Raw genomic sequence first — 24,476 nt, 5'->3', positions numbered from 1 at the left:
ATTGATAACTATTTGCATTTGCAATAGCGTATTGGCGCGCAACTTTCACATGCTTTACGCATATAACCATGCCGGGGCTTGCCCTTTGGGACGGAGCTGTACGAGCCCCCGGCGACGAAAAGCAGGATACAAAATGAATAATAAAATCAAATCCCTGACCTTCCTGGTCAATTTGGGTATCTATGGCATGGCCGCTCCGGCCTTCGCCGCAGAAACAGACAGCAGCAAAACCGACGTCAACGGCGAAACCATGGTGGTAACCGCCGCCGAGCAGAACCTGCAGGCGCCGGGCGTTTCCACCATCACCGCCGATGAAATCCGCAAACGCCCGCCGGCGCGCGATGTTTCTGAGATCATCCGCACCATGCCTGGCGTGAACCTGACCGGCAACTCCACCAGCGGCCAGCGCGGTAACAACCGTCAGATCGACATTCGCGGGATGGGCCCGGAAAACACCCTGATTCTGGTCGACGGTAAGCCGGTGACCAGCCGTAACTCCATCCGTCTGGGCTGGCGCGGCGAGCGTGATACCCGTGGTGATACCAGTTGGGTACCACCGGAAATGATTGAGCGCATTGATGTTATTCGCGGCCCTGCGGCGGCACGCTATGGCAACGGCGCGGCGGGCGGCGTGGTGAATATCATCACCAAAAAGACCGAAAATGAATGGCACGGCTCCTGGAACGCCTACATGAATGCGCCGGAGCATAAAGACGAAGGTTCAACCAAGCGTACCGACTTCAGTCTGACCGGCCCGCTGGGCGATGCCTTCAGCTTCCGTCTGTACGGCAATCTCGACAAAACGCAGGCCGACGCCTGGGATATCAACCAGGGCCACCAGTCCGAGCGTACCGGTATCTATCAGGATACCCTGCCTGCGGGTCGCGAAGGCGTTGAAAATAAAAATATTAACGGTCTGGTGCGCTGGGACTTTGCGCCCATGCAGTCGCTGGAATTTGAAGCAGGCTACAGCCGTCAGGGGAACCTCTACGCGGGCGATACCCAGAACACCAACACTAACGATCTGGTAAAAGAGAACTACGGTAAAGAGACTAACCGTCTCTACCGCAATACCTACTCCGTCACCTGGAACGGCGGCTGGGATAACGGCATTACGACCAGCAACTGGGCGCAGTACGAACACACCCGAAACTCCCGTAAAGGCGAAGGTCTGGCCGGGGGTACCGAAGGGATCTTCAGCAGCAACCAGTTCTCTGACATTGATTTGTCGGATGTGATGCTGCACAGCGAAATCAACCTGCCGTTCGATTACCTGGTCAACCAGAACCTGACCCTCGGGACCGAGTGGAACCAACAGCGTATGAAGGATAACGCTTCTAACACCCAAACCTTTATGGGTGGCGATATTCCGGGTTACAGCAGCACCGATCGCAGCCCGTATTCAGAGGCCAAAATCTTCTCGTTGTTTGCCGAAAACAACATGGAACTGACCGACACGACCATGCTGACCCCGGCGCTGCGCTTCGATCATCACAGCATCGTGGGCGACAACTGGAGCCCGTCGTTGAACCTGTCGCAGGGACTGTTGGACGACTTTACCCTGAAAATGGGTATTGCCCGTGCCTATAAAGCGCCGAGCCTGTATCAGACAAACCCGAACTACATTCTGTACAGCAAAGGCCAGGGCTGCTACGCCAGCAAGGCAGGCTGCTATCTGCAGGGTAATGACGACCTGAAAGCCGAGACCAGCATCAACAAAGAAATTGGTCTCGAATTCAAACGTGATGGTTGGCTGGCTGGTGCCACCTGGTTCCGCAACGACTATCGCAACAAGATTGAAGCCGGCTATTCTCCGGTTTACACCAACGGCACAGGCACCGATGTCTACAAATGGGAAAACGTCCCGAAAGCCGTAGTGGAAGGTCTGGAAGGTACGTTAAACGTGCCGGTTAGCGAGACGGTGAACTGGACCAACAACATCACCTATATGCTGCAAAGCAAAAATAAAACCACCGGCGATCGTCTGTCTATTATCCCGGAATACACGCTGAACTCGACGCTGAGCTGGCAGATTCAGCAGGACGTGTCCGTTCAGTCGACCTTTACCTGGTACGGCAAGCAGCAGCCGAAGAAGTATAACTACAAAGGTCAGCCGGTCACCGGCAGCGAAACCAACGAAGTCAGCCCATACAGCATCGTTGGCCTGAGCGCGACCTGGGATGTGAATAAATACGTCAGCCTGACCGGCGGCGTGGACAACATCTTCGACAAACGTCACTGGCGTGCGGGTAACGCCCAGACCACCGGCGGCGCGACGGGTTATATGTACGGCGCCGGCGCGGAGACCTACAACGAATCCGGCCGCACCTGGTACATGGGAATTAACACCCACTTCTGATTGTTTGCACTCCCCTCTCCCACGCGGGAGAGGGTTTTTCAGGAGCCGCATGAAGACACATCACAGTACCCTTCATACCTTACAGCGTATCGATTTTGACCCCGACAGCTTCACCCCTGGTGATTTACTGTGGCTGCCCCATCACGCGAAGCTTGCTCGCTCGGGAAAAAAACGCCAGACCGAGCACCTCGCCGGACGGATTGCCGCCGTGCACGCGCTGCGTGCATTCGGTGAAAAATCGGTGCCGGGAATCGGCAAGCACCGTCAGCCGATTTGGCCTGAGGGTCTGTACGGCAGCATCAGCCACTGCGGTAACACGGCCATCGCCATCGTCGCTCGTAGCCCGGTTGGTATTGATATTGAAGCGGTCTTTTCGCTTCAGCTTGCCGATGAGCTGGCGAGCCATATTGCCAGCGAAGAGGAACTTGCCGTCCTTCGCCACAGCACGCTGCCCTTCCCGCTGGCGTTGACGCTGGCGTTCTCGGCCAAGGAGAGTCTGTACAAAGCGTTCTCCTCACAGTGCCCCGAACTTCAGGGTTTTCATGATGCCGTTACCATCAGTCTTAACGCGGAAACACTCGCCGTTGAGCTTCCCGCCCTTTCCCTCACTGCGTCACTACGCTGGCACGCCGTTGATGCGCAACGAGTCATCACCCTCTTCTCTCAGCGATAAATATGACCGGAAATCGAAAATAACGAATCAATAACCAGATAAAAACTGATAAACAAAACAAAAAATCAATAAACAGGTCACATATCAGTTTTAATACCTGAAAACATATAGTTTCCTCGCGCAATTACCCCTATGATTCCCCCGAAACATTCACACAAACAATGAAACAATTGTGCGAAATTAAGGAATCCAATGAATACGCAAACACGGACACGGAAAGAAGTGAGCGAAAGCCGACTGATGAGTGGCTTTCTCAATGCCATTGAAAAAGCAGGCAACCGTCTGCCAGAACCGGCGCTGATCTTTTTCTACTTTTTACTGGCGGTCATGGGCCTCTCGGCGGTGCTGTCGATGATGACCTTTGACGTTATCAACCCGATGACCCAGGAAGCCGTCAAGGTCAACAACCTGCTCTCCGCCGAAGCGCTGACCAACACGCTGGCCAATATGGTCACCACCTTCACCGGCTTTGCGCCGCTGGGGATTGTGCTGGTCGCCATGCTCGGCGTAGGTGTGGCGGAAAGCTCCGGCTTTATCAACGTAGCGCTGAAAAAGATGCTGCGCGTGACGCCGAAAAAACTGCTGACGCCAATGCTGATTTTCGTCGCCATGTTCAGCCACGTGGCGGCGGATGCGGGCTATGTGCTGGTGATCCCGCTGGGGGCAATTATCTTTATGTCCGCCGGACGCCACCCGCTGGTGGGGATTGCCGCCGCATTCTCCGGCGTTTCCGGCGGTTTCGCCGCCAACATGGTGCCAACCGGTAACGACGCGCTGCTGCAAGGCTTTACTCAGGCCGCGGCCCAACTGCTCGACAGCACCTACACCGTCAATACCCTGTGTAACCTGATCTTTGGCATCGCCTCGTCTATCGTCATTACGCTGGTCGGCTGGTGGGTCACCGAGCGCATCGTCGAACCGCGCGTCAGCAAAATGACCATTGACGGCGACTTTAAGCACGATGAAGACATGTCCAACGTCACGCCACAGGAAAGCCGCGCCTTTAACCGCGCGTCGCTGGTGATGCTGCTGGGCCTTGCCGCCCTGGCTGCCGCCGCATGGCCGGAAGGATCAATGCTGCGCGGGAGCGACGGCTCGCTGACCTCGTATAGCGCGCCGATCATGAAATCTATCGTGCCGCTGATTTTCCTGATCTTTATCCTGCCGGGTATCGTGTACGGCTTTGCCTCCAGCACCTTTAAAACCGGCAAAGACGTCATTGGCGCGATGAACGACTCGATGAGCAAAATGGGCTCATACATGGTGATGGCCTTCTTCTGCGCCATGTTTATCAAAGCATTCAGCGACTCGAACATCGGCACGCTGGTGGCGTTGGTAGGCGCGGACGGCCTGAAAGCGCTGGCGCTGCCGGGGCAGGCAACCATCATCGGGATGATTGTTCTGACGGCGGTGGTTAACCTGCTGATTGGTTCAGCGTCGGCAAAATGGGCGCTGCTGTCGCCGATTATGGTGCCGATGCTGATGGCGGTAGGGATTTCGCCGGAGCTGACGCAGGCGGCGTTCCGTATCGGTGACTCCTGCACCAACATCATTACCCCGCTGATGGTCTTCTTCCCGCTGATTGTGATCTACTGCCAGCGCTACGTGAAAGGTGCGGGCGTAGGCACGCTGGTCTCGATGATGATGCCGTACTCCATCGCCTTCTTCGTGGCGTGGAGCGCGCTGCTACTGCTGTGGTGGGGACTGGGTCTGCCGTTAGGGATCGCGGCGCCATATACCTGGAGCCCGAGTTAAGCATCAGGTTCAACGCTGCCCCCTCACCCTAACCCTCTCCCCAATGGGGAGAGGGTACCGCTTGTAGCCCGAACGAGGCTACACGGCTAAATGGGCAAAACGGCCCAGCACATCCTGCAATATCCCCAGCCCTTTTTTCACCTGTTCAGCGCTGATGGTACACGGCGGCACCACGTGAATGCGGTTTTCCACCACGAAACTCAGCAGCCCCGCTTCGGTTAACGCACCTTTAATCTCCGCCATATTCCCCGCCGCCAGCGGCGTTTTCTTCACCCGATCGCTGACCAGTTCCAGCGCCTGGAAGACGCCACGACCGCGAACGTCGCCCACCAGCGGCGAGCGCTCCGCCAGCGCTTCCAGCCCCTGGCGCAGCACACCGTTGCCGATCAGCGCCGCGTTTTCCACAATCCCTTCGTCTTTCATCGCGTCCAGCGTCGCCACGATCGCCGCCATCGCCAGCGGGTGGCCGGAGTAGGTCAAGCCACCAGCAAAGAAGCGATCGTCAAAATAGTGGGCGATCCGATCGCTGATGATCACCCCGCCTGCTGGTACGTATCCGGCGTTCACCCCTTTGGCAAAGGTGATCAGATCCGGCACGATGCCGTCCTGCTCGAAGGCAAACCAGCTGCCGGTGCGGCCAAATCCCGCCATCACTTCGTCAAGAATCAGGATGATGTTGAACTCGTCCGCCAGCGCACGAACGCCTTTCATATAGCCTTCCGGCGGCACCAGAATGCCCGCCGTCCCCGGAATCGACTCCAGCAAAATGGCCGCGATAGAGGATGGGCCTTCGCACTCGATCATCCGCCGCAGATGGGCCAGCGCGCGGCGGCACTCTTCCTGCTCGCTGGTGGCGTTAAATTCGCTGCGGTACAGATACGGGTTAAAGAAGTGGACGTGGCCGCGCGAATATTCGTTCGGCACCCGACGCCAGTCGCCGGTGGCGGCAATCGCGCTGCCGGTGTTTCCGTGATAGGAGCGGTAGGCCGACAGCACTTTGTCACGCCCGGTATACATGCGCGCCATGCGGATGGCGTTCTCGTTAGCGTCGGCCCCGGCGTTGGTAAAGAACACTTTGCTAAACCCTTCCGGCGCGAGGCCAATAATACGCTTCGCCGCTTCGCCGCGCGCCAGGTTGGCGGTTGCGGGCGCAATCGTCACCAGCGTCTCCAGTTGCGCCTTCATCGCCGCCAGCACGCGGGGGTGCTGATAGCCCAAGTTAACGTTTACCAGTTGGCTGCTGAAATCCAGATAAGTTTTGCCGTCGTAATCCCACAACTCACAGCCTTTCGCCCCGGCAATCACCAGCGGGTTGAGGTTGCCCTGCATTGACCAGGAATGAAAAACATACTCTCTGTCCAGTTGGCGGACGGCCTGATTGTTTAACTCTGTCATCGTCGTTCCTCGCATAGCGTTGGCGTTGATTCATCATGTCGTCGACAGAAAAAAAAGTGATAGAGCCAGTGTAGACCGACGGCTGTGACAACGTGTCACATCGCCGTGCCGCGACTGTCTCTCGGCAGGTCGCGCCGGGGTTTTTATAGTGTTCGGAACAACCTGCACAGGAGAGCACAATGCAACAACGTAACGTGGTGTTTATTACCGGGGCGACCTCCGGCTTTGGGCAAGCGGCAGCGCACGTGTTTGCGCGGGCGGGCTGGGCGCTGGTATTAAGCGGCCGCCGACTGGCGCGGTTACAGGCGCTACAAAACGAACTGGCATCGCGGGTGCCAGTGCATGTTATCGAACTGGACGTGCGGGATAGCGCGGCGGTGGCATCAGCCGTCGCCGCCCTGCCGCTCGAATTTGCCGACGTCACCACGCTCATCAACAATGCCGGTCTGGCGCTGTCGCCGCAGCCCGCGCAGAAGGTGGATCTCGCGGACTGGCACACCATGATTGATACCAATGTCACCGGTCTGGTCAACGTCACGCACGCGCTGCTGCCCACGCTGGTTCGCCACGGCGCAGGGGCAAGCATTATCAACATTGGTTCGATTGCCGGGCAGTGGCCGTATCCGGGTAGCCATGTGTATGGCGCCAGCAAGGCGTTTGTGAAGCAGTTCAGCTATAACCTGCGCTGTGACCTGTTAGGCACCGGCGTGCGCGTCACCGATCTGGCGCCGGGTATTGCGGAGACGGAGTTTACGCTGGTGCGCACTAAGGGCGACCAGGCGGCATCCGACGCGCTGTATCGCGGCACCACGCCGCTGTCGGCGCTGGATATCGCCGAGCAGATGTTGTATATCGCGACGCTGCCGGATCATATGAATATTAACCGCGTGGAGGTGATGCCGGTGCGTCAGGCCTGGCAGCCGTTTGCCATTGACCGGGATTAGCGCGGTGCACGTTCCCCCTCACCCTAACCCTCTCCCCAATGGGGAGAGGGGACTGTTCGGTGCGGTTTATGGGTTAGTTGCGGGTTTGCAAGGGCCTGGTTTTCTCCCTCTCCCTTCCAGGGAGAGGGGACTGTGCGGTGCGGTTTATGGGCTAGTTGCAGGTTTGCAAGGGCCTGGTTTTCTCCCTCTCCCTTCCAGGGAGAGGGCCGGGGTGAGGGTTTAGCGGCTGCTTTGCAAAAATTGCCGCACACGCTCCGATTTTGGCTGGCTAAAGAAAACTTCCGGCGGCGCCTTCTCAATCAATATCCCCTTCTCCAGAAACACCACTTCATTCGATACCTGACGCGCAAACTCCATTTCATGCGTCACCACCACCATGGTGTAACCTTCCGCCGCCAGCGACTTCATGACGCTGAGCACTTCGTTAACGCGCTCCGGATCCAGCGCTGAAGTGGGTTCATCAAACAGCAGCACCTCCGGCGACATCGCCAGCGAGCGGGCGATGGCCACGCGCTGTTTCTGCCCACCGGAGAGCGTGATGGGGTAGGCATCCGCCTTATGATCCATACCCACCTTTTTAAGCTGCTGGTCGGCAATCGCGCGCGCTTCCTCGCGCCTCATCCCCTTCACGTGCAGCAGCGCCTCCATCACGTTTTGCTGCACGGTGAGATGCGGCCACAGGTTAAAGCTCTGGAAAACCATCCCCACCCGCTCGCGAATCTTCGACAGATCGCGGTGCGACATCGCTTTCCCGGTCTGTTCATTCACGCCGATGCGCTGGCCGCCGATACGAATTTCACCGCGGTCCGGCTGTTCCAGCCAGTTCATACAGCGCAGCAGCGTGGATTTCCCCGAACCGGACGAGCCGAGAATACTGACCACCGTCCCCTTCTCCACCGTCAGATTGATATCGCGCAGCACCTCGACGTTATCAAACTGTTTGGAGACATTTTTGACGCTGACCGCCGTGGTATCAGACATGGCTCATTCCTCTTTTTGCGCTATAAACAGTCAACCGTTTCACCAGCAGCTCCAGCACGATACTGATGGCCCAATACAGGGCAATGGCCACAATAAAGGCATTAAACGGAATAAAATAGGTCGCCTGCACGCTATTGGCGGCAGCGGTAATCTCCTGAACGGTAATAATGCTGAGAAACGCGGTATCTTTCAGGCAAATAATGAGCTGATTACCCAGCAGCGGCAGTGCGGAGGAGAAAATATTGGGCATCACGATGCGACGAAAAATGGTGTAGCGAGAGAACCCTTGCACCACGGCGGCTTCAATATAACCATGGGAAAATACCCGTCTCTGGCTACGCAGAATCTCAAAGAAATAAGCACCGTGATAGATAATTAATGCCACTAACCCTGCCGTCCAGGCGTCAAGACTCAACCCCAGTTCTGGTAATCCGTAGTACAGCAAATAGGCCAGAATCAGGAATGGAATCGCCCGCATCAGGTTTACAAACCCCATAATAACGTTGTTCAAAACCCGCTTCTGGTATTCCGTGACGTAGCACAGGACGGTACCAATCAATAATCCGCAGACGGCGGCGATAATAAACAGTTCCAGTGTCGCCAGTAGCCCGGTAATAAACTTGTCGTGCTCGGCCCAAATAATTGCCCATTGATTCATCAGTCCTCCCGGGCTTAGCGCGCCAGTCGTTTTGCTTTACGTTCTGCCAGGCTCTGGAGTTTCAGCAGCAGGCCAATAATCACCACATACAGCAGCCCGGCGGCCAGAATGGGAGAAAGCGGTTCATAGGTGACCGAGGCGATACGGTTAGTGACGCGGGTGAGATCGACCACGCCAATCACCGCAATCGCCGGGCTGCCTTTGATTAAAAAAGACATTTCGTTGACCAGCGCAGGCAGGCTCTCCAGCCACATCTGCGGCAGCATGATGTAGCGAAAATAGGCCCAGCGGCGCATGCCCACCGACTCCGCCGCTTCCCGCTGTTCACGCGGGAAGGTGCGAAAAGCGTTGCGCCAGATTTCCGCGTTAAACGCCGAGGTGTTCAGCGTCAGCGCGACAATGGCGGCGAGCGTTTTATCGAGGTTAATCCCTACCGTCGGTAACGATAAAAACAGAAACAACACCAGCGTCACCAGCGGCGTCGCCCGCGCCAGGCTGATATAGATGACCAGGATCTGGTCTATGACCGGAATTTTCATCATGCGCACAAAGGCGATAACCAGCCCAATCGCCACCCCAAAGGCGATGGCGATGGCGGAAATCCAGAGGGTCGTCCATGCGCCTTCGATCAGTAACTGCCATGCTATTACGTCCATGGTGCCCTCCTGAAGTGAATCGGGTGTCGCTCCCGGCGTCGCGCGGCTTAGCCGGGTAGCGATTTACTGTCCGGCAAGTTTGTGGAACTGAGCGGCGCTGGTAATCGGTTCGGTCGGCAAATCATCGTAGGTTTCGCCAAACCATTTTTTCTGCAGTTCGGCCAGCTTGCCGGTCTCACGCATATGATTGATAAATTTGGTCATATAAGCCAAAAGCTCCGGCGAGTTTTTCGGGATGGGCCACGCCATATAACCCGGGCCGGAGACCGCCAGTCCCTTAGCAAACACTTTCGGTTTGGCTTTCACCAGGTCATTGACGGAAATCACCACGTTAATCACGTAATCGAGACGCTTATTGGCTAAATCGGCGTACGCTTCCGGGTAAGACGGATATTCCACCACCGGCCCGAGCTTACCGCCGCTTTTCTCAATCATCGCCTTCAATTCCGGTAAACGCGCTAATAACGCGCTGCCTGCCTGGAGACCCACTTTTTTACCGCTCAGATCGGCAATGGTATTTAATGAATTATCACCCACACGCTTAACAAAATAGTGTTGCGCGGAGGCCCACGGCGGCGTGAAATTAAATACGTTGAGGCGTTCATCGGTGACCACCGCGCCGGTTAACGCCATATCGTATTGCCCGGTAGAAACCGCCGCTAATAACCCGGTCCACGGTAAAATACTTTGCGTAACGTTAAATTTGGCGTATTCGCGCAGTGCCGCCAGCATATCTTTATTAAACCCATCGGCATTGCCGTTATTCATAAAGTTAAACGGTGCGTAGTCATCCTCGGTCGCCACTTTTAACGTACCGGATTTTTCAATTTCCGGTAAGTCAGCGGCGGCCACCTGCAAAGAAAAGGTCATCGCCATCATGGCGGCCAGATAATACGAACCCATCGTTTTTTTCATCGTTTGACCCCTACTCAAATATGCCAGAGACGTTTATTCCGGCGTTGCAAGATGTGTGCCGACAGCGGCATTTTCAGACGCTGGCTGAAGACGTTTTTACTGTAAGGAGACTTTTTGCATTCTGAATAGAGCCAGTTTTCGCGTGCGCTTGTGGCAGACGATTTCAGGCTGGTACAGAAATTGCTGCGCTGGAGGAAAGCGAACAATCGGGAGGGGAGCGCATGATTCGGCACTTATTGCATGTGGATTTTGAGGCGCAACGCGGGTTGCAGGAACAGGTTCGCGAATCACTGATCAACGCGATTCTCGGCGGCATTTTTGCCGCCGACACGCCCCTGCCCTCGTGTCGGCAACTGGCCCAGCAGCTACAGGTTTCCCGTAACACCACCGCGCTGGTGTTCGAAAGCCTGGTCAACGAGGGCTATCTGATAAGCCGCCCGCGCAGCGGTTATTACCTGCACCCGGACTACCATGCGCCGCGCCTTTCCGCACCGACGCCTGCACCCAGCGCCGCCGACAATGCACCATCATGGGGCAAACGGCTGAATATCACCCCCAGTCAGCAGGAGTCAATCCTTAAACCCGCCGGCTGGATGCACTACCGCTATCCGTTTATCTACGGCCAGCCGGACACCCGCCAGTTTCCGCTCGCCAGCTGGCGTTCAGCGGCCAACTGGCTGCACGGTGGCATGCGCGACCCGGCGTGGGTGGTGGACCATATCGACCAGGACGTACCGATGCTGATTGAGCAAATTCGCACCCGCGTGCTGCCCAAGCGCGGCATCGTTGCCGCGCCGGATGAAATACTGATCACCCTCGGCTCACAGAACGCGCTTTACCTGCTCACCCGGTTGCTGATGTCTCGCCAGACCCGCGTCGGCGTCGAGAATCCCGGCTTTCGCGAAGCGATTAACACCTTTTTACTCGGCGAAAGCCAGATTGTCCCGCACGCTGTCGATGCCGAAGGTATCGTGCTGAACGATACGCCATGCGACTACTACTACGTCACGCCGGGACATCAGGTGCCCACCGGCGTCACCATGAGCAAGGCACGGCGCAGTCAACTACTGGCGCACGCAACGCAGCACGATGCGGTGATTATTGAAGATGATTATGATTCAGAGAGTAACTTCCAGGCCAACCCGCTGCCGGCGCTGAAGGCCAGCGATCGCAGCGGGCGAGTCATTTACGTCAGCAGCCTGTCGAAGGCGCTGTCGCCGGGGCTGCGGCTAGGCTTTATGGTCGCCGACCCGGATTTGATCGATGAGGCCCGCGCGCTGCGCCGCCTGGTGTATCGTCATCCGCCTACCAACATTCAGTATCAGATGGCGCATTTTCTTGCCCAGGGCCATTACGAAACGCATCTGCGCCGCTATCGCGATGACTCCGCGCGGCGTTGGGACATGCTCAACACGGCGTTATCAACCCTGCTACCGGAGTGCCAGCCGCTGCCCGGTAGTGAACATGCCAACGCTTTTTGGCTGCGCACGCCCGGCAATATCAGCACCCAGCAGTTGACCTGGCGTGCTGCGCATACTGGTGTATTGATTGAACCCGGCGCACGTCATTTTCTCGACGCCGCGCCGCCGGATAACTTCTTCCGCATGGGGTTTCACGCCATCAACCCCGACGCCATTGCGCCGGGGGTGGATGTGCTGCGCAGCCAACTGGCGCAGATGGGCTAGTCCGCCCGGCGATGCGCCCACTCGCGCAGGCGCTGGAACAGCACGTACAGCGACGGGATAAACAGAATGCCGATCACCGTTGCGACCAGCATACCGCTGAACACCGTGGTGCCGATGATCCGGCGGCTCTGCGCCCCTGCGCCAGTGGCGAACATCATCGGCATGATGCCGATAATAAACGACACCGCCGTCATCATCACCGCGCGGAAGCGGCGGGTTGCCCCCTCGCGGGCCGCCGCGACGATCGATAAACCGGACTGCCGCCGCTCGCGGGCAAATTCGACGATCAGTATCGCGTTCTTCGCCGCGAGGGCGATTAAGAGTACCAGCCCAATCTGCACGTACACATCGTTGGCGTAACCGGCGACCCAGAGCCACAGCAGCGCGCCGCCGATGGCAAACAGCACCGACAGCATCACACTCGCCGGCAGCGTCCAGCTTTCGTACTGCGCCACCAGGAACAGCCACGCCATCGCCACCGCCGCCAGCACAATCCAGATGGCCTGATTGCCAGTCTGCTGCTCCTGCCAGGACAGTCCGCTCCAGGCATAGTCATATCCCTCCGGCAGGTGCATCGCCAGCAGCCTTTCCATTTCATTCATCGCCGTGCGGCTGCTGACCCCTTCAGCCGCCGAGCCGCTCACCGACACCGACGGGAACTGGTTAAACTGCTGGATAAACGGCGCGCCCACGGTTGGTGTGATGGTCACGAGGTTACTCAGGCGCACCCGCTCGCCGTGGTTGCTGCGCACGAACAGTTCGCTAATCTGCCCGGCGCGCTCGCGCCACTGCATCTCGTTTTGCAGCACCACGTGATAAACGCGATTGTTGATGCTGAAATCACCGGCTCGCGTGCCGCCGAACGCGGTTTGCAGACTGCTAAAAATACGCGATACCGGCACGTCGAGACGCGCGGCCTGGTCACGATCAACGGTTAACGTCAATTGCGGGACGTTGCTGCTCCAGGTGGTGAATACGCGGTTCAGCTGCGGATGCTGGTTGGCTTTCATCAGGATCTGACGCGTGACCTGCTCCAGCTCGGCGGGCGTTTGCCCGGCCTGGGCCAGAATGCGTAGGTCGAAGCCCGCGGCGCTGCCAAGGCCCGGCAGCGTGGGCGGCGCAAACAGCATAATATTGGCTTCCGGTAGCGCATGCAGCTGGCGCTGAAGTTCGCCCATCACCGTGTCCAGCGGCGCGCGCTGCGACCAGTCTTTGAGCATCAGCGAGATAAACCCGCCGTTAGAGGCGCTGGTGCCGCTGAGAATGCTGAAGCCGGAGACCTGAATCACATCCTCCACCGCCGGATGCGCCCCCAACAACGCGCGAGCCTGCGCCATCACCGCTTCGGTCCGCTCCAGCGAGGCCGACTCCGGCAGCTGCACGTTGGCGAAGACATAACCCTGATCTTCCTGCGGCAGAAAGCCCTTCGGCATGGTGGAGAAGCTCAACGCCACCAGCAGCGCGGCGGTTAGTGTGGCCCCCACCGCTACCAGCGGGCGACGGTTCATCCATGCCACCAGGCGACCGTAGCCATCGCGGGTGGTGTTCAGACCCAGGTTAAACCACTGGAATAAGCGGACGGGCTGCTTCAGACGCGGACGCAGCAGCAGCGCGCACAGCGCGGGCGTCAAGGTAAGCGCAACAATGCTCGACAGCGTGACCGCCGTGGAGAGCGTAACCGCAAACTGACGATACAATTCGCCGACAATTCCCGGCAGCATCGCCACCGGCACAAATACCGCCAGCAGCACCAGCGTGGTGGCGATGACCGGCCCGGCAATCTGTCGCAGCGCCAGCGCGGTCGCCTCTTTACGCCCAAGCCCTTCGGCCATATGCCCTTCCACGCTTTCCACCACCACAATGGCATCGTCAACCACCATGGTCAGCGCCAGAATAATGGCAAACAGGCTGAGGGTGTTGGCGCTGTAGCCCAGCAGGTAAAGCACCGCAAAGGTGCCAATCAGCGACACGGGGATCGCCAGCGCGACAATGAGCGTCGCGCGCAGGCTTTGCAGGAACAGCGAAACCACCGCGACGACCGCCAGCAGCGTCAGCGCCAGCGACGTACCAATCTCTTTGATGGTCGCGGCGACAAACCGGGTGGTATCAAACTTCACTTCCCATTTCAGGTCCGCCGGGAAGCGGTTTTGCAGGCGCGCCAATTCGCTACGCACCACGTTTGCGACCTGTAAGGCATTGGCGGTTGGCGTCGGGTAAATCCCCATATAGGCCGAGTCCACGCCGTTAAGCTGTGCGCTGGAGCTGTAGCTACGTGCGCCAAGCTCAATGTTGGCCACGTCCGCAAGGCGCACCAGTTGCCCCTGCTCGCCGCTGCGCACCACGATGTTGCGGAACTCATCGGCGTCGCTCAGTCGACCCAGACCGTTAATGGTCAGCGTTTGCTGCTGGCCGTTAAACACCGGCGGCGTACCAATTTGCCCAGCGGCCCCCTGCACGTGCTGCTCGTTCAGCGCCTGGGCGATATCTTCGCTGGTGATGTTCAGCGCGTTCATGCGGTCTGGCCGCAGCCAGATGCGCATGCTGTAATCGCGCGCACCGAACATCTGCACCTGGCCGACGCCGGGCAGACGCGCCAGCGCTTCGCGTACCTGGGTACTGGCGTAGTTACTGATCTGAAGCGGCGACAGGCTGCCGTTCGGAGAATAGAGGCTCACCCCCATCAGCAGGTTGCTGGCGCGCTTGCGCACCTGTACACCGTTCTGCTGCGCTTCCGTCGGCAGCTGCGCCACCGCCTGCGCCACGCGGTTTTGCACATCGATGGCCGCCATATCCGGATCGGTGCCCGCGGCAAAAGTCAGGTTCAGGCTATAGCCGCCGTCATCAGCGCTGGTCGACTCCATATAGAGCATGTGATCAACGCCGTTGAGCTGTGTCTCCAGCGGCGCGGCGATGGCCTCCGCCACATCCTGCGCGCTGGCGCCCGGCCAGCTGGCGCTGACGTTCACCACGGGCGGCGTGATTTGCGGGTACTGCTCCACCGGAATGAGCTTCAGCGCGACCGCACCGCCAAAGACCATCAGCAGAGCAATCACCATCGCGAAACGCGGACGACGGATAAAAAACGTCAGCATCCTGTACTCCTTAATTCAACAGCTGCACGGCCGCGCCGTCCGTCAGACGCTGCGCGCCATCGGTGACCACGCGCTCGCCTGGGTTAAGCCCCTTCGCCACGGCGAAGGACTGCCCCTGCTGGCCGCCTAACTCCAGACGGCGCTGCCCGGCTGTATTCTCTGCCGTCAGTACCCAACTGAAATAACCGTTGGCATCCTGCTGTACCGCCGCAGCGGGAATCATCACACTCTCGTTGAGCGTCTGCGGTCGCAGGGTTACGGTGACGTTGCCGCCGGGCAGCAACCGATGTTGCGGGTTGGCGAATTCGGCGCGAACCGCCACGCTGGCGGTGCGGGCGTCGATACGGTTATCCACCGAAGTCAGTACGCCATTTTCGCGTTTGCCGTCGAGGGTAATCTGCGCTAACCACGCGGCCTTCAACGCGCGGATATCCGCATGCTGCCCGGCTTTGCTGTAAAACGCGGCTTCATCGAGCGCAAAACTCACGCGGACAGGATCGAGCTGCACAATATCCACCAGCACGCCGCTGGCGGCGTTCACCAACGTGCCTACATGAAAAGCGCTGTGGCCGACGCGGCCGCTGATTGGCGAGGTAATGCGGGTGTAATCGAGCGTAATTTGTTGCGCCGTCACTCGCGCCTTCGACTGTTCCACGGCGGCGGCGGCGACGTCACGCTGCATCTGCGCGGTGTCGACATCATTACGGCTGATCGAGTGGTTGGTTTTAAGACTCTGGTAGCGCGTCAGCAATTGCTGCGCCTGACGCAACGAGGCCTGCGCGCTTTTCAGCTCCGCCTGCGCCAGCGCTAACGCCGCGCGCGGCTGGGCGTCATCCAGCGTGAACAGCAGGTCGCCTTGCTTGACGTCCTGCCCGTCCTGGAAGTGGCGCTGCACGATGGTGCCCTCGGTACGTGCGCGAATTTCAACGGCGTGAATAGCCTCAACGCGCCCCGGCAGCTGGCGCTCAACCGCGTGCGGCGCGCGCTCGACGGTGGCGACGCGCACCGGTACCGAGGCGAACGCCAGCGTGCAGCTGGCCAGCCCGCAGGCCAAAAAGGCGAGGCGGAAAGTGTTTTTCATGTCGGGGATCCTTGCGTGGCAAGCGCCCCTCTCCGACCGGAGAGGGGCAAGTCATCACGACTACGTGGTCTTGTGGAAACGGCGAGTCAGACGCTTTTCAACTTCCACCACCAGGAACATCGCGGCGCCAATCGCCAAAGTGATGCCCCAGTAGCGCAGCGGCAGCGCTTCGGTGCCGAACAGCGTCTGCATCAGCGGCAGGTAGATAATCGCCAGCTGTAGCAGAAGCAGCACGCCGGTCACCAGCCAGATGCCTTTGTTCTTCAGCAGCCCACGGTTCAGGGAGAAGCCATTGCTGCGGCAGTTAATCATGTAGACCCACTGCGCGGTCACCAGCATCTGCAACAGCACGGTGCGGGTAAACTCGGCGCTGTGGCCACGCGGCGCCAGCCATGCCTCAAGAATGAAGGCGGCGATGGCAATCATCGAGCCGACGAAGGCGACGCGCCACACGGCAAACGCATCCATCACATGCTGACCGGTTTTACGCGGCGGGCGGTTCATCACGTTACGCTCGGCGGCTTCAAACGCGAGGCCGAAGGAGAGCGTGGCGGACGTCGCCATATTCATCCACAAAATCAGCACCGGCGTCAGCGGAATAATATTCCCCGCCAGCAGCGCGATAATAATCAGCAGCCCCTGCGCCAGGTTGGTGGGCATGATGAACAGAATGGTTTTCTTCAGGTTGTCGTAAACGCGACGCCCCTCTTTGACCGAACTGGCGATGGTGGCAAAGTTGTCATCGGTCAGCACCATGTCGGCGGCCTCTTTGGTCACCTCGGTGCCTTTGATACCCATGGCGATACCGACATCCGCCTGGCGCAGCGCCGGAGCGTCGTTGACGCCGTCGCCGGTCATGCCGACAATTTCACCGCTTTCCTGCAACGCTTTCACCAGGCGCAGCTTATGCTCCGGGCTGGTACGGGCGAAGATGTCATACTCCACCGCCGCTTTCGCCAGTTCTGCGTCATCCATGTGCTCCAGCTGGTAGCCGGTCATTGCTTCGCTGCTGTTGCGGATCCCCAGCATCTGGCCAATACTCATCGCCGTTTGCGGGTGATCGCCGGTGATCATCTTCACGCGGATCCCCGCGTTCTGGCAGGTGTGAATCGCATCGACCGCTTCCGGGCGCGGCGGGTCCATCATCCCGGCAATACCGAGGAACACCAGGCCGTCCTGCAGGTCGCTGTGGTCGAGGGTTTTCTGCCCGACATTGGCGGGCTTGGTCGCCGCCGCCACCATACGCAGACCCTGGCTGGCGAAACGCGCCATTTCTGCTTCCCAGTAGCTACGCACGAACGGCTCCACGCCGCGCGCGGTCTGCTGCTGCTGACACAGGGCGAAGAGGACGTCCGGCGCACCGGTTACCATCACAATCTCTTCGTCCGCCAGCTGGAAGTGGGTGGCCATGTACTTATACTGCGAGTCAAACGGGATCTTGGCGATCAGCTGCGTGTGTACCGGCTCCAGGCTGACTTTCGCCGCCAGCACCTTCAGCGCCCCCTCGGTTGGGCCACCGGTAATGCCCCAATGCCCCTGCGCGTCTTTTACCAGCTGGCTGTCGTTACACAGATCGATAGTCCGCAGGTATTTTTCCAGCACGGTGCGCGGCTGCACTTTCACCGGCTCGTTGCTGCCTTCAAGGTAGATATTACCGTGCGGCTCATAGCTGTCGCCGTCTACGCGGTAGCAGCTGTCGGCGGTAATCACCGCCTTCACGGTCATTTCATTCATGGTCAGGGTGCCGGTTTTATCCGAGCAGACCACAGTCATTGCCCCCAGCGTTTCCACGGTCGGCAGCTTGCGGATAATCGCCCGCTTGCGCGCCATCGCCTGAACGCCCAGTGACAGAATAATCGAGATAATCGCCGGCAAACCTTCCGGTACGGCGGCAACCGCGAGGCTAATCAGCGACAGCAGCAGCTCGCCCAGCGGAATATCGCGCAGCAGCATGCTGAACACGAACAGCGCGACCATCATCGCCAGGATGATGGCGAAAATGGCTTTACCCAGCTTGTCCATCTGCACCAGCAGCGGCGTGCGGTGTTTTTCAATCCCCGCCATCATCTGGTTGATGTGGCCGAGTTCGGTCTCCTGGCCGGTGCCCACCACCACGCCAGTGCCGCCACCTGCGCTCACGGTAGTGCCGGAGAACACCATATTGGTACGGTCGCCCAGCGGCAGTTCGCCGTGCAGCACGTCAGTGTGCTTATCCACCACGGTAGATTCGCCGGTGAGAATCGCCTCTTCAACCCGCAGGTTATGCGCTTCAATCAGACGCATATCCGCTGGAATACGGTCGCCCGCACGCAGCACCACGATATCGCCCGGCACCAGTTCGGTGGTCGCGACCGTTTTATGGCTGCCTTCACGAATGACCTGCGCGTCGCTGGAGAGCATATTGCGAATGCTTTTCAGCGACTTTTCTGCGTTGCTTTCCTGAATGTGACCAATCAGGGCATTGATCACCGTGACGCCGAGAATAACAAAAGTATCAACCCAGTGGCCCATCACGGCGGTCAGCGCCGCCGCGGCCAGCAGGACGTAGATCAGGACATCATTAAAATGGGCGAGGAAGCGCAGCCACGCAGGCTTGCCTTTTTTCTCCGGCAGCGCATTCGGCCCCCAGGTGTTCAGGCGCTCCGCGGCATCTGCCCCGCTCAGCCCTTCTGGCTGGCTGTTGAGCTGGGATAACACGCGCTCGGTAGACTGCTGGTAGGCGTGCTCTTGCGGGTCGTAACCCGCGTGCGGCACATTTTTAGTATTCATCATTTTCGACACGATAAATTTTCCTTTTAAATTCCTGCAAACGGAAAGCCTGAAATCATTTCTGGCCAAGGCGACATCGTTGGATATTTTCTTAAGGCGAAGGAATATTATTTAACTCACAATATTTTCGCTTTTTAAATTTCAAAACGACATTCAGTTGATTTACTGATATTAATATTACAGAATATTCCTAAACCCCATCTAAACGAGGTCATTATGTTCGGAATCTACAGAGGACGCCGTCTGGCGCTATACATTGCACTGGCTATCGTGATTGCGACGCTGGTGGGATACAGTACCTATACTTTTGTAAAAATATTATCGTGAGCATGACGTTAATTTACGATTACATTATTTAATTTAAACCAAATCGTTATTTAACGACCTTTTCTGCGAATATATTCGTAGGCTTCATTATTTGTTTTAAATATTCAAAAAGAGTTTGTTAACATAGAAACATTGCGTTCCTGTAAAAATTACCGGACAATAATATTTTTAACTAAAGATTAACACCGCATGAAGCATCCTCTTGAATCCCTGATGACCGCCGCAGGTATTTTGCTTATGGCGTTCCTTTCCTGTCTGTTACTTCCAGCGCCTTCGCTGGGGTTAACGCTGGCGCAAAAGCTGGTGGATACCTTCCACTTTATGGACCTGAACCAGTTTTACACCGTGCTGTTCTGCGTGTGGTTTTTGGTATTAGGGACGATTGAATTTCTGGTGATTCGCTTCGTGTGGCGGCGCTGGTTTTCGCTGGCGGATTAACTGATACGCGAACGCCCTCCCCCAAGGGAGGGCGCTGGTGTCAATGTGCCCGTGGACGGTGATGGACTTTACGGTAGGCACCCGGCGACTGGTTAAACGTGCGGGTGAAAATGCGTGTAAAGGTCTGCTGGGAATCAAACCCGTACTTCAGGCAGATGTCATAGACCTTTTGATCGGTCGTGCACAATTCATCCGCCGCCAGATTCAGCTTACGCTGGCGGATGTAGCGCCCAAGGCTCTCCCCTTTATGCTGTAAAAACAGACGCTGCAGGTGCCATTTTGAATACCCCGCCCGGCGGGCGATCTCATCAATACGCAATGGCTGATGCAGATTTTCGTCAATCCATTCGACCAGTGTGTCAATCACCTGAGTGGCTAATTCAGTCATACACCCCTCCCCTCGTTTTATGACAGCCGGTGTTTATTCCCACCAGGCACGAAATGTTTGTGTTGGATTCGCCAGCCAAACCGGCTCGCCCTGCATCGGCGTTAACAACCGATACGCTTTATCTTTGCTGGCCTGCGCCAGCCGCTTGTACGGATCATCCCAGGTATGCTTCGCCAGCACGAAACGTCCGGCGTGCCCCGGCAGCACCCGCTGTGCATTCAGGTCCACCGCCGCCTGAGCGGTCTGCTCCGGCATCATGTGGATATAGCGCCAGTCCTGGTCGTACTGGCCATCTTCCAGAATGGCGACGTCCACCTTGCCAAACTGTTCGCCAATCGCCTTGAAGTGCGGGCCGTAGCCGCTGTCGCCGCTGTAATAAATCTTTTGCTCCGGCGTCACGAACATAAAGCTGGCCCACAGCGTCTGGTTTCGCTTAAGGCCACGGCCAGAGAAGTGGCGCGCGGGCAGTACGTGGACGGTCAGCGCATCGCTGATAGCAACGTTCTGCTGCCAATCGGCTTCGGTAATCACTTCACTCGCCATGCCCCAGTAGCGCAAGTGAGACCCCACGCCTAACGGCACCACGGCACGCTTAACCTTTGGCATCAGCGCCTTAATCGTGGCGTAGTCCAGATGGTCATAGTGGTCGTGAGAGATAATCAGCAGATCGATCTCCGGCATCGTCTCGGCACGCCACGGATAGTGGCCGTCAAACGCTTTATTCAGAAACGAAAACGGCGCGGCGTAGCTGCTGAATACCGGATCAATCAGAATACGTTTGCCCGCCAGCTGCAGATACCAGGATGAATGCCCCAGCCAGATCATCGTCTCCTGCTCGCTCGGCAGGCTGGCGAGATCGGTCGGCACCAACGGCAGTGGCTGCTGCGGGCGCGCATTCTCCCGCTTCGCGGTTAAAAACTCCCACCACGCCATCAGCATGTTCTTGTCGCCGGTAAACCCCGGCGTCGGCAAGGTGTTGTGAAACGCCCCGTCGCGGTAGTTTGGCGAGCGCTCAATCAGACTCTTTTCCGCCCCTTGCGGCGGCTGGCCGAAACCGGCATTCAAAACAAAAGGCAAGCTTGCTGCACTGGCGATAAGCATGATGGCAACCACACTGATGATGAACGGTTTCATTTCCTGACCCGTGACCGGCCTCATCCAGGAAGCCACACAAAAAAAGTTGATTATGAGTGAGTAGGCACTCATTATAGAAAGGCGGGGAAAAAATCGTCAAGCAATTTTCAAATTTTGACAATCGGCGTTGAAGTCCCTGGGTTCGACATGTTTCAATCACCTTTTTAACCGTCAGAGAGGTAAAGTGTAGTGGCTCGTCCGAAGAGTGAAGATAAAAAACAAGCGTTACTGGAAGCGGCCACCTGCGCCATTGCCCAATCTGGCATCGGCGCGTCAACGGCGTTGATTGCGCGCAGCGCAGGTGTAGCGGAAGGTACCCTGTTTCGTTATTTCGCCACCAAAGACGATCTGCTTAATGCGCTTTATCTGCACCTGAAAACGGACTTATGCCAGACCATGCTGGCATGCCTGACCGACACAGAATCACCAAAAGCCTTCACCCACAGCATCTGGAACAGCTACATCGACTGGGGCATTCTCCACCCTGTTGGGCATCAAGCCATTCGGCGCATGGCCGTCAGTGGGAAAATCACCAACGAAACGATACTGCAGGCCAGAGCGCTATTTCCGGAGCTCAATAAACTCTGCCAGCGTTCAATGCGCCCGGTATTTATGTCTGACGACTTCCGTGCTTTTGGCGATGCGCTGTTCCTGTCGCTTGCAGAGACCACCATTGAGTTCGCCAGCCGCGAACCCGAACGTGCAGATAAACTTAAGGCGCTCGGCTTTGAAGCCATGTGGCGAGCGCTGTCAGAGGATGAATAATGGACGGTAAAACGCTGCATGAAAAAGCGCAGGAATTTGCGCTAACCCTCCCCTTTTCTGAACCGGCCTGGCCTTTTGGCCCCGAGTACGATGTGTTCACGGTTGAGGGAAAAATCTTTATGATCAAGATGTCGCTGCGCGGCGAGCACATCGTCAATCTGAAGGTTGACCCGGAGCAATCGTTGCTGCATCAGGCCATCTACCCGCACATTAAGCCGGGCTACCACATGAACAAAAAACACTGGATTTCAGTCTATCCTGGCGATGAAATCACGGTTGAACTGCTCAACAGCCTGATTGAAGACTCGTGGAATCTGGTGGTGAACAAGCTGCCAAAACGCGTTCAACAGCGCGTGCGTCCCGTTTGATTTTGCGTTAAATGCGATAAGTGTTATCGCATTTTCCACCCTTCTCATTTGTTAAATCGCACGGTACCCTGCTGTGATACAACGCACCGATTTGCGGTGCCTTTTATCATTCAGGAGTATTTATGGACATCGTTTCCGTTGCTAAAGCGCGCTATTCCACTAAAGCCTTTGATGCCAGCAAAAAGCTGACCGCCGAGCAGGCCGCCAATCTGAAAACCCTGCTGCGCTATAGCCCATCCAGCACCAACTCCCAGCCGTGGCACTTTATCGTCGCCAGCACCGACGAAGGAAAAGCGCGCGTCGCGAAATCCGCCGCTGGCGGCTACGTGTTCAACGAACGCAAAATGCTGGATGCTTCCCACGTCGTGGTGTTCTGCGCCAAAACGGCAATCGATGATGCCTGGCTGGAAAAAGTGGTCGATCAAGAAGACGCCGATGGCCGTTTCGCCACGCCGGAAGCCAAAGCCGCTAACCACAAAGGCCGCACCTTCTTCGCCGACCTGCACCGTAAAGAGCGTCACGATGACGCGCAGTGGGCTGCCAACCAAACCTACCTGAACGTCGGCAACTTCCTGCTGGCTATGGGCGCCATGGGTCTGGACGCGGTGCCGATTGAAGGCTTCGACGCCGAGATTCTGGACGCCGAATTCGGCCTGAAAGAAAAAGGCTACACCAGCCTGGTCGTGGTGCCGGTTGGCCACCACAGCGTAGAAGACTTCAACAAAGCGCTGCCAAAATCTCGTCTGCCGGAAGAGACGGTGATTACCGAGATCTAATTTAATCGGCCACTCCCCGGCCTGGCGCTGCCTGGCCGGGAAATTTCAATACAGTAAAATTTGCGGATGTTTTACGCCACAAGCCAGTGCGTAGCGCGTCAGCGTATCGAGGCTCGCCCGCGTCAGCCCTTCATAACCACGCCACTGCGCGAGCATGTCACGCAACTTCTCCTGCCGTTCCTGCGTATCAAACGCCGCCATCACATCTGACCGTTCCAGCATTTCCTCTCTGACATCGGCATGAACAAGAATTCTGAACACGATTATCGTCCCTGAGTATTAGCATATAAGGCAAATTGCATTAAAGGCTAATTCACCCTACTCCGGCGAATATCAAAATTCAGACTCCTGCTTCAAACATGGCTAACGGGATTTCACCACCGTCGTTTTTTGAAAGACAAAAAAATATTGATATGTTCTCATCTTTCTTTTGTCATATAGGATATATAAAAATGAACATTTTGAGACTTTTCTGTTCTGCACCAGTTGCAAAGCTTCCTTCTTATACCAGTTCGGAAATAAGTCATTCTGCGAAAAAGTTTATTAATGAACTGCAAAGCATTAGGAATACGGCGGAGACTAAAGGGAGTAAAGTTTCATCCATGTACCATAAAACAGAACATTATGCTGGAAAGTTAGCCAGTAGCGCCGAAAAAGGAAATATTAAAGATACTCTGAAATATGTAGGCAAATTACAAAAACATTCAGATGATTTATTTTCCGCAACGGGTAGTCCATTTACGCGAAGTGCCATTACGGCCGCAAAAGTGGAACGTTCAAATATTGCATCTGAATTGTTGCGGAACAAACTCAGTTTACGGTAACTGGAGCACTATTCTGCAAAGCTAACGAGGCTAATTTTAGTGAACCTCAATGTCTGATATTAACCTTGCCTCATGGAGGCAAGGTTATTCCGCCAAATTGCATTGTTTGAGACGAATGTAAACGTTTCATCTTTCAAAATCCTGTATACCATGGAATGTACAATGTAGAGCTGTCTGCCTTCATTGGTACGTTCCAGTATCCTGCGCCATTCGGCCTGTGCCGCCGCTGACAGAACGGTGACTACCACTTTACCCATTTCACCATCGGTGCCGATCCCGTCATCAATAAACCGGACAGCCCCTCAGGGGATAAAACGCTTTCGGCCTGGAGTCCCTGACAAGGTCAAATGTTCCTGCCCTGACCCGGCAACGGCTGAACGGGACAAAAACAAACTACCTGCGGGGTGAAACGATCACCAGTGCGAATGCCAGGCTGGTTGATTTTCAGGCCACGCAGCCACTGGCACAGTTCTGGGGTATGTCTGAGCGGCCC

21 protein-coding genes and 2 pseudogenes are annotated in these 24,476 nt (G+C 56.9%); 11 read left to right on the top strand and 12 right to left on the bottom strand.

Annotated features, from left to right (window positions below; all coding sequences use genetic code 11):
* Positions 1-133: 133 nt before the first annotated feature.
* From fepA to ACW14G_RS06535, 3 genes are all read left to right on the top strand, one after another.
* Positions 134-2,359 carry a siderophore enterobactin receptor FepA gene (fepA, locus tag ACW14G_RS06545; RefSeq protein ID WP_419057475.1) on the top strand — a complete coding sequence of 742 codons (2,226 nt, stop codon included), beginning with the start codon at positions 134-136 and terminating at the stop codon, positions 2,357-2,359.
* Between the two features lie 49 nt (positions 2,360-2,408).
* On the top strand, positions 2,409-3,032 hold the full coding sequence (entD, locus tag ACW14G_RS06540; RefSeq protein WP_249022175.1) for an enterobactin synthase subunit EntD: 624 nt from the start codon (positions 2,409-2,411) through the stop codon (positions 3,030-3,032).
* 192 nt (positions 3,033-3,224) lie between these two features.
* Entirely contained in the window at positions 3,225-4,787 is a 1,563-nt protein-coding gene (locus tag ACW14G_RS06535) for an AbgT family transporter (RefSeq protein ID WP_223804087.1), read from the top strand.
* Between the two features lie 78 nt (positions 4,788-4,865).
* Here the strand turns inward: ACW14G_RS06535 and ACW14G_RS06530 are convergent, their stop codons facing one another.
* Positions 4,866-6,182, bottom strand: coding sequence for an aspartate aminotransferase family protein (locus tag ACW14G_RS06530; protein ID WP_432760013.1), 1,317 nt, complete (start codon positions 6,180-6,182; stop codon positions 4,866-4,868).
* A 179-nt stretch (positions 6,183-6,361) separates the two neighbouring features.
* Between ACW14G_RS06530 and ACW14G_RS06525 the strand changes: the two genes are divergently transcribed.
* Positions 6,362-7,126, top strand: a complete 765-nt coding sequence (locus tag ACW14G_RS06525; RefSeq protein ID WP_167576430.1) for an SDR family NAD(P)-dependent oxidoreductase — start codon at positions 6,362-6,364, stop codon at positions 7,124-7,126.
* A gap of 219 nt (positions 7,127-7,345) precedes the next feature.
* On the opposite strand, the gene ACW14G_RS06520 is transcribed toward ACW14G_RS06525, so the two are convergent.
* The 4 genes from ACW14G_RS06520 to ACW14G_RS06505 form a co-directional block, all read right to left on the bottom strand.
* Positions 7,346-8,107, bottom strand: coding sequence for an amino acid ABC transporter ATP-binding protein (locus ACW14G_RS06520; RefSeq protein WP_249022177.1), 762 nt, complete (start codon positions 8,105-8,107; stop codon positions 7,346-7,348).
* On the bottom strand, positions 8,100-8,765 hold the full coding sequence (locus tag ACW14G_RS06515; protein WP_249022178.1) for an amino acid ABC transporter permease: 666 nt from the start codon (positions 8,763-8,765) through the stop codon (positions 8,100-8,102). The genes ACW14G_RS06520 and ACW14G_RS06515 overlap by 8 nt, the downstream gene beginning before the upstream one ends.
* Before the next feature lie 14 nt (positions 8,766-8,779).
* On the bottom strand, positions 8,780-9,421 hold the full coding sequence (locus ACW14G_RS06510) for an amino acid ABC transporter permease (RefSeq protein ID WP_163447702.1): 642 nt from the start codon (positions 9,419-9,421) through the stop codon (positions 8,780-8,782).
* Positions 9,422-9,484: 63 nt separating this feature from the next.
* Positions 9,485-10,336 carry a transporter substrate-binding domain-containing protein gene (locus tag ACW14G_RS06505; protein ID WP_249022179.1) on the bottom strand — a complete coding sequence of 284 codons (852 nt, stop codon included), beginning with the start codon at positions 10,334-10,336 and terminating at the stop codon, positions 9,485-9,487.
* Positions 10,337-10,557: 221 nt separating this feature from the next.
* Between ACW14G_RS06505 and pdxR the strand changes: the two genes are divergently transcribed.
* A complete protein-coding gene (gene pdxR, locus ACW14G_RS06500; protein WP_249022180.1) occupies positions 10,558-12,021 on the top strand; it encodes a MocR-like pyridoxine biosynthesis transcription factor PdxR in 1,464 nt (487 codons plus the stop codon).
* On the opposite strand, the gene ACW14G_RS06495 is transcribed toward pdxR, so the two are convergent.
* Genes ACW14G_RS06495 through ACW14G_RS06485 form a run of 3 tightly spaced genes read right to left on the bottom strand, consistent with a single transcriptional unit; the run spans position 12,018 to position 18,975 of the window.
* Complete coding sequence (locus tag ACW14G_RS06495) at positions 12,018-15,113, bottom strand: efflux RND transporter permease subunit (RefSeq protein WP_249022181.1); 3,096 nt, start codon at positions 15,111-15,113, stop codon at positions 12,018-12,020. The genes pdxR and ACW14G_RS06495 overlap by 4 nt on opposite strands.
* 10 nt (positions 15,114-15,123) lie before the next feature.
* Positions 15,124-16,194, bottom strand: coding sequence for an efflux RND transporter periplasmic adaptor subunit (locus ACW14G_RS06490; protein WP_249022182.1), 1,071 nt, complete (start codon positions 16,192-16,194; stop codon positions 15,124-15,126).
* Positions 16,195-16,254: 60 nt separating this feature from the next.
* A complete protein-coding gene (locus ACW14G_RS06485; RefSeq protein ID WP_419057473.1) occupies positions 16,255-18,975 on the bottom strand; it encodes a cation-transporting P-type ATPase in 2,721 nt (906 codons plus the stop codon).
* Positions 18,976-19,479: 504 nt separating this feature from the next.
* Between ACW14G_RS06485 and ACW14G_RS06480 the strand changes: the two genes are divergently transcribed.
* Positions 19,480-19,728 carry a DUF1158 domain-containing protein gene (locus ACW14G_RS06480; protein ID WP_249022184.1) on the top strand — a complete coding sequence of 83 codons (249 nt, stop codon included), beginning with the start codon at positions 19,480-19,482 and terminating at the stop codon, positions 19,726-19,728.
* A 40-nt stretch (positions 19,729-19,768) separates the two neighbouring features.
* Here ACW14G_RS06480 and ACW14G_RS06475 read toward each other — a convergent pair whose 3' ends face one another.
* The gene (locus ACW14G_RS06475) at positions 19,769-20,116 is read right to left on the bottom strand and encodes a RamA family antibiotic efflux transcriptional regulator (protein ID WP_167576436.1); all 348 of its coding nucleotides are present in this window, start codon (positions 20,114-20,116) and stop codon (positions 19,769-19,771) included.
* Positions 20,117-20,149: 33 nt separating this feature from the next.
* Positions 20,150-21,250 carry an MBL fold metallo-hydrolase gene (locus ACW14G_RS06470; RefSeq protein ID WP_411908102.1) on the bottom strand — a complete coding sequence of 367 codons (1,101 nt, stop codon included), beginning with the start codon at positions 21,248-21,250 and terminating at the stop codon, positions 20,150-20,152.
* A gap of 189 nt (positions 21,251-21,439) precedes the next feature.
* Here ACW14G_RS06470 and ACW14G_RS06465 point away from each other — a divergent pair, with 189 nt between their 5' ends.
* The 3 genes from ACW14G_RS06465 to nfsB all read left to right on the top strand — a co-directional run bounded on the left by ACW14G_RS06465 (position 21,440) and on the right by nfsB (position 23,159).
* Positions 21,440-22,015 (top strand): TetR/AcrR family transcriptional regulator, encoded by a 576-nt coding sequence (locus ACW14G_RS06465; protein ID WP_163447710.1) that lies wholly within the window; start codon positions 21,440-21,442, stop codon positions 22,013-22,015.
* Positions 22,015-22,383 carry an MmcQ/YjbR family DNA-binding protein gene (locus ACW14G_RS06460; protein ID WP_167576438.1) on the top strand — a complete coding sequence of 123 codons (369 nt, stop codon included), beginning with the start codon at positions 22,015-22,017 and terminating at the stop codon, positions 22,381-22,383. The genes ACW14G_RS06465 and ACW14G_RS06460 overlap by 1 nt, the downstream gene beginning before the upstream one ends.
* Positions 22,384-22,505: 122 nt before the next feature.
* Positions 22,506-23,159: an oxygen-insensitive NAD(P)H nitroreductase gene (gene nfsB / locus ACW14G_RS06455; RefSeq protein WP_163447712.1), complete on the top strand. Its 654-nt coding sequence runs from the start codon at positions 22,506-22,508 to the stop codon at positions 23,157-23,159.
* 45 nt (positions 23,160-23,204) lie between these two features.
* On the opposite strand, the gene ACW14G_RS06450 is transcribed toward nfsB, so the two are convergent.
* Positions 23,205-23,420, bottom strand: a complete 216-nt coding sequence (locus ACW14G_RS06450) for an XRE family transcriptional regulator (RefSeq protein WP_419057325.1) — start codon at positions 23,418-23,420, stop codon at positions 23,205-23,207.
* A 98-nt stretch (positions 23,421-23,518) separates the two neighbouring features.
* On the opposite strand from ACW14G_RS06450, the gene ACW14G_RS06445 reads away from it, so the two are divergent.
* The gene (locus ACW14G_RS06445) at positions 23,519-23,983 is read left to right on the top strand and encodes a hypothetical protein (protein WP_167576440.1); all 465 of its coding nucleotides are present in this window, start codon (positions 23,519-23,521) and stop codon (positions 23,981-23,983) included.
* 59 nt (positions 23,984-24,042) lie between these two features.
* Here ACW14G_RS06445 and ACW14G_RS06440 read toward each other — a convergent pair.
* Positions 24,043-24,282: pseudogene (locus ACW14G_RS06440) on the bottom strand (recombinase family protein); the annotation flags it as partial.
* A gap of 23 nt (positions 24,283-24,305) precedes the next feature.
* Between ACW14G_RS06440 and ACW14G_RS06435 the strand changes: the two are divergent.
* Positions 24,306-24,470 (top strand): annotated as a pseudogene (locus tag ACW14G_RS06435) (Tn3 family transposase); the annotation flags it as partial.
* Positions 24,471-24,476: the final 6 nt, after the last annotated feature.

The sequence above is a fragment of the Kluyvera sp. genome, assembly GCF_965301105.1.
Note: the sequence above shows the minus strand (reverse complement) of the source record. Positions and strands in the feature narration are given on the sequence as shown.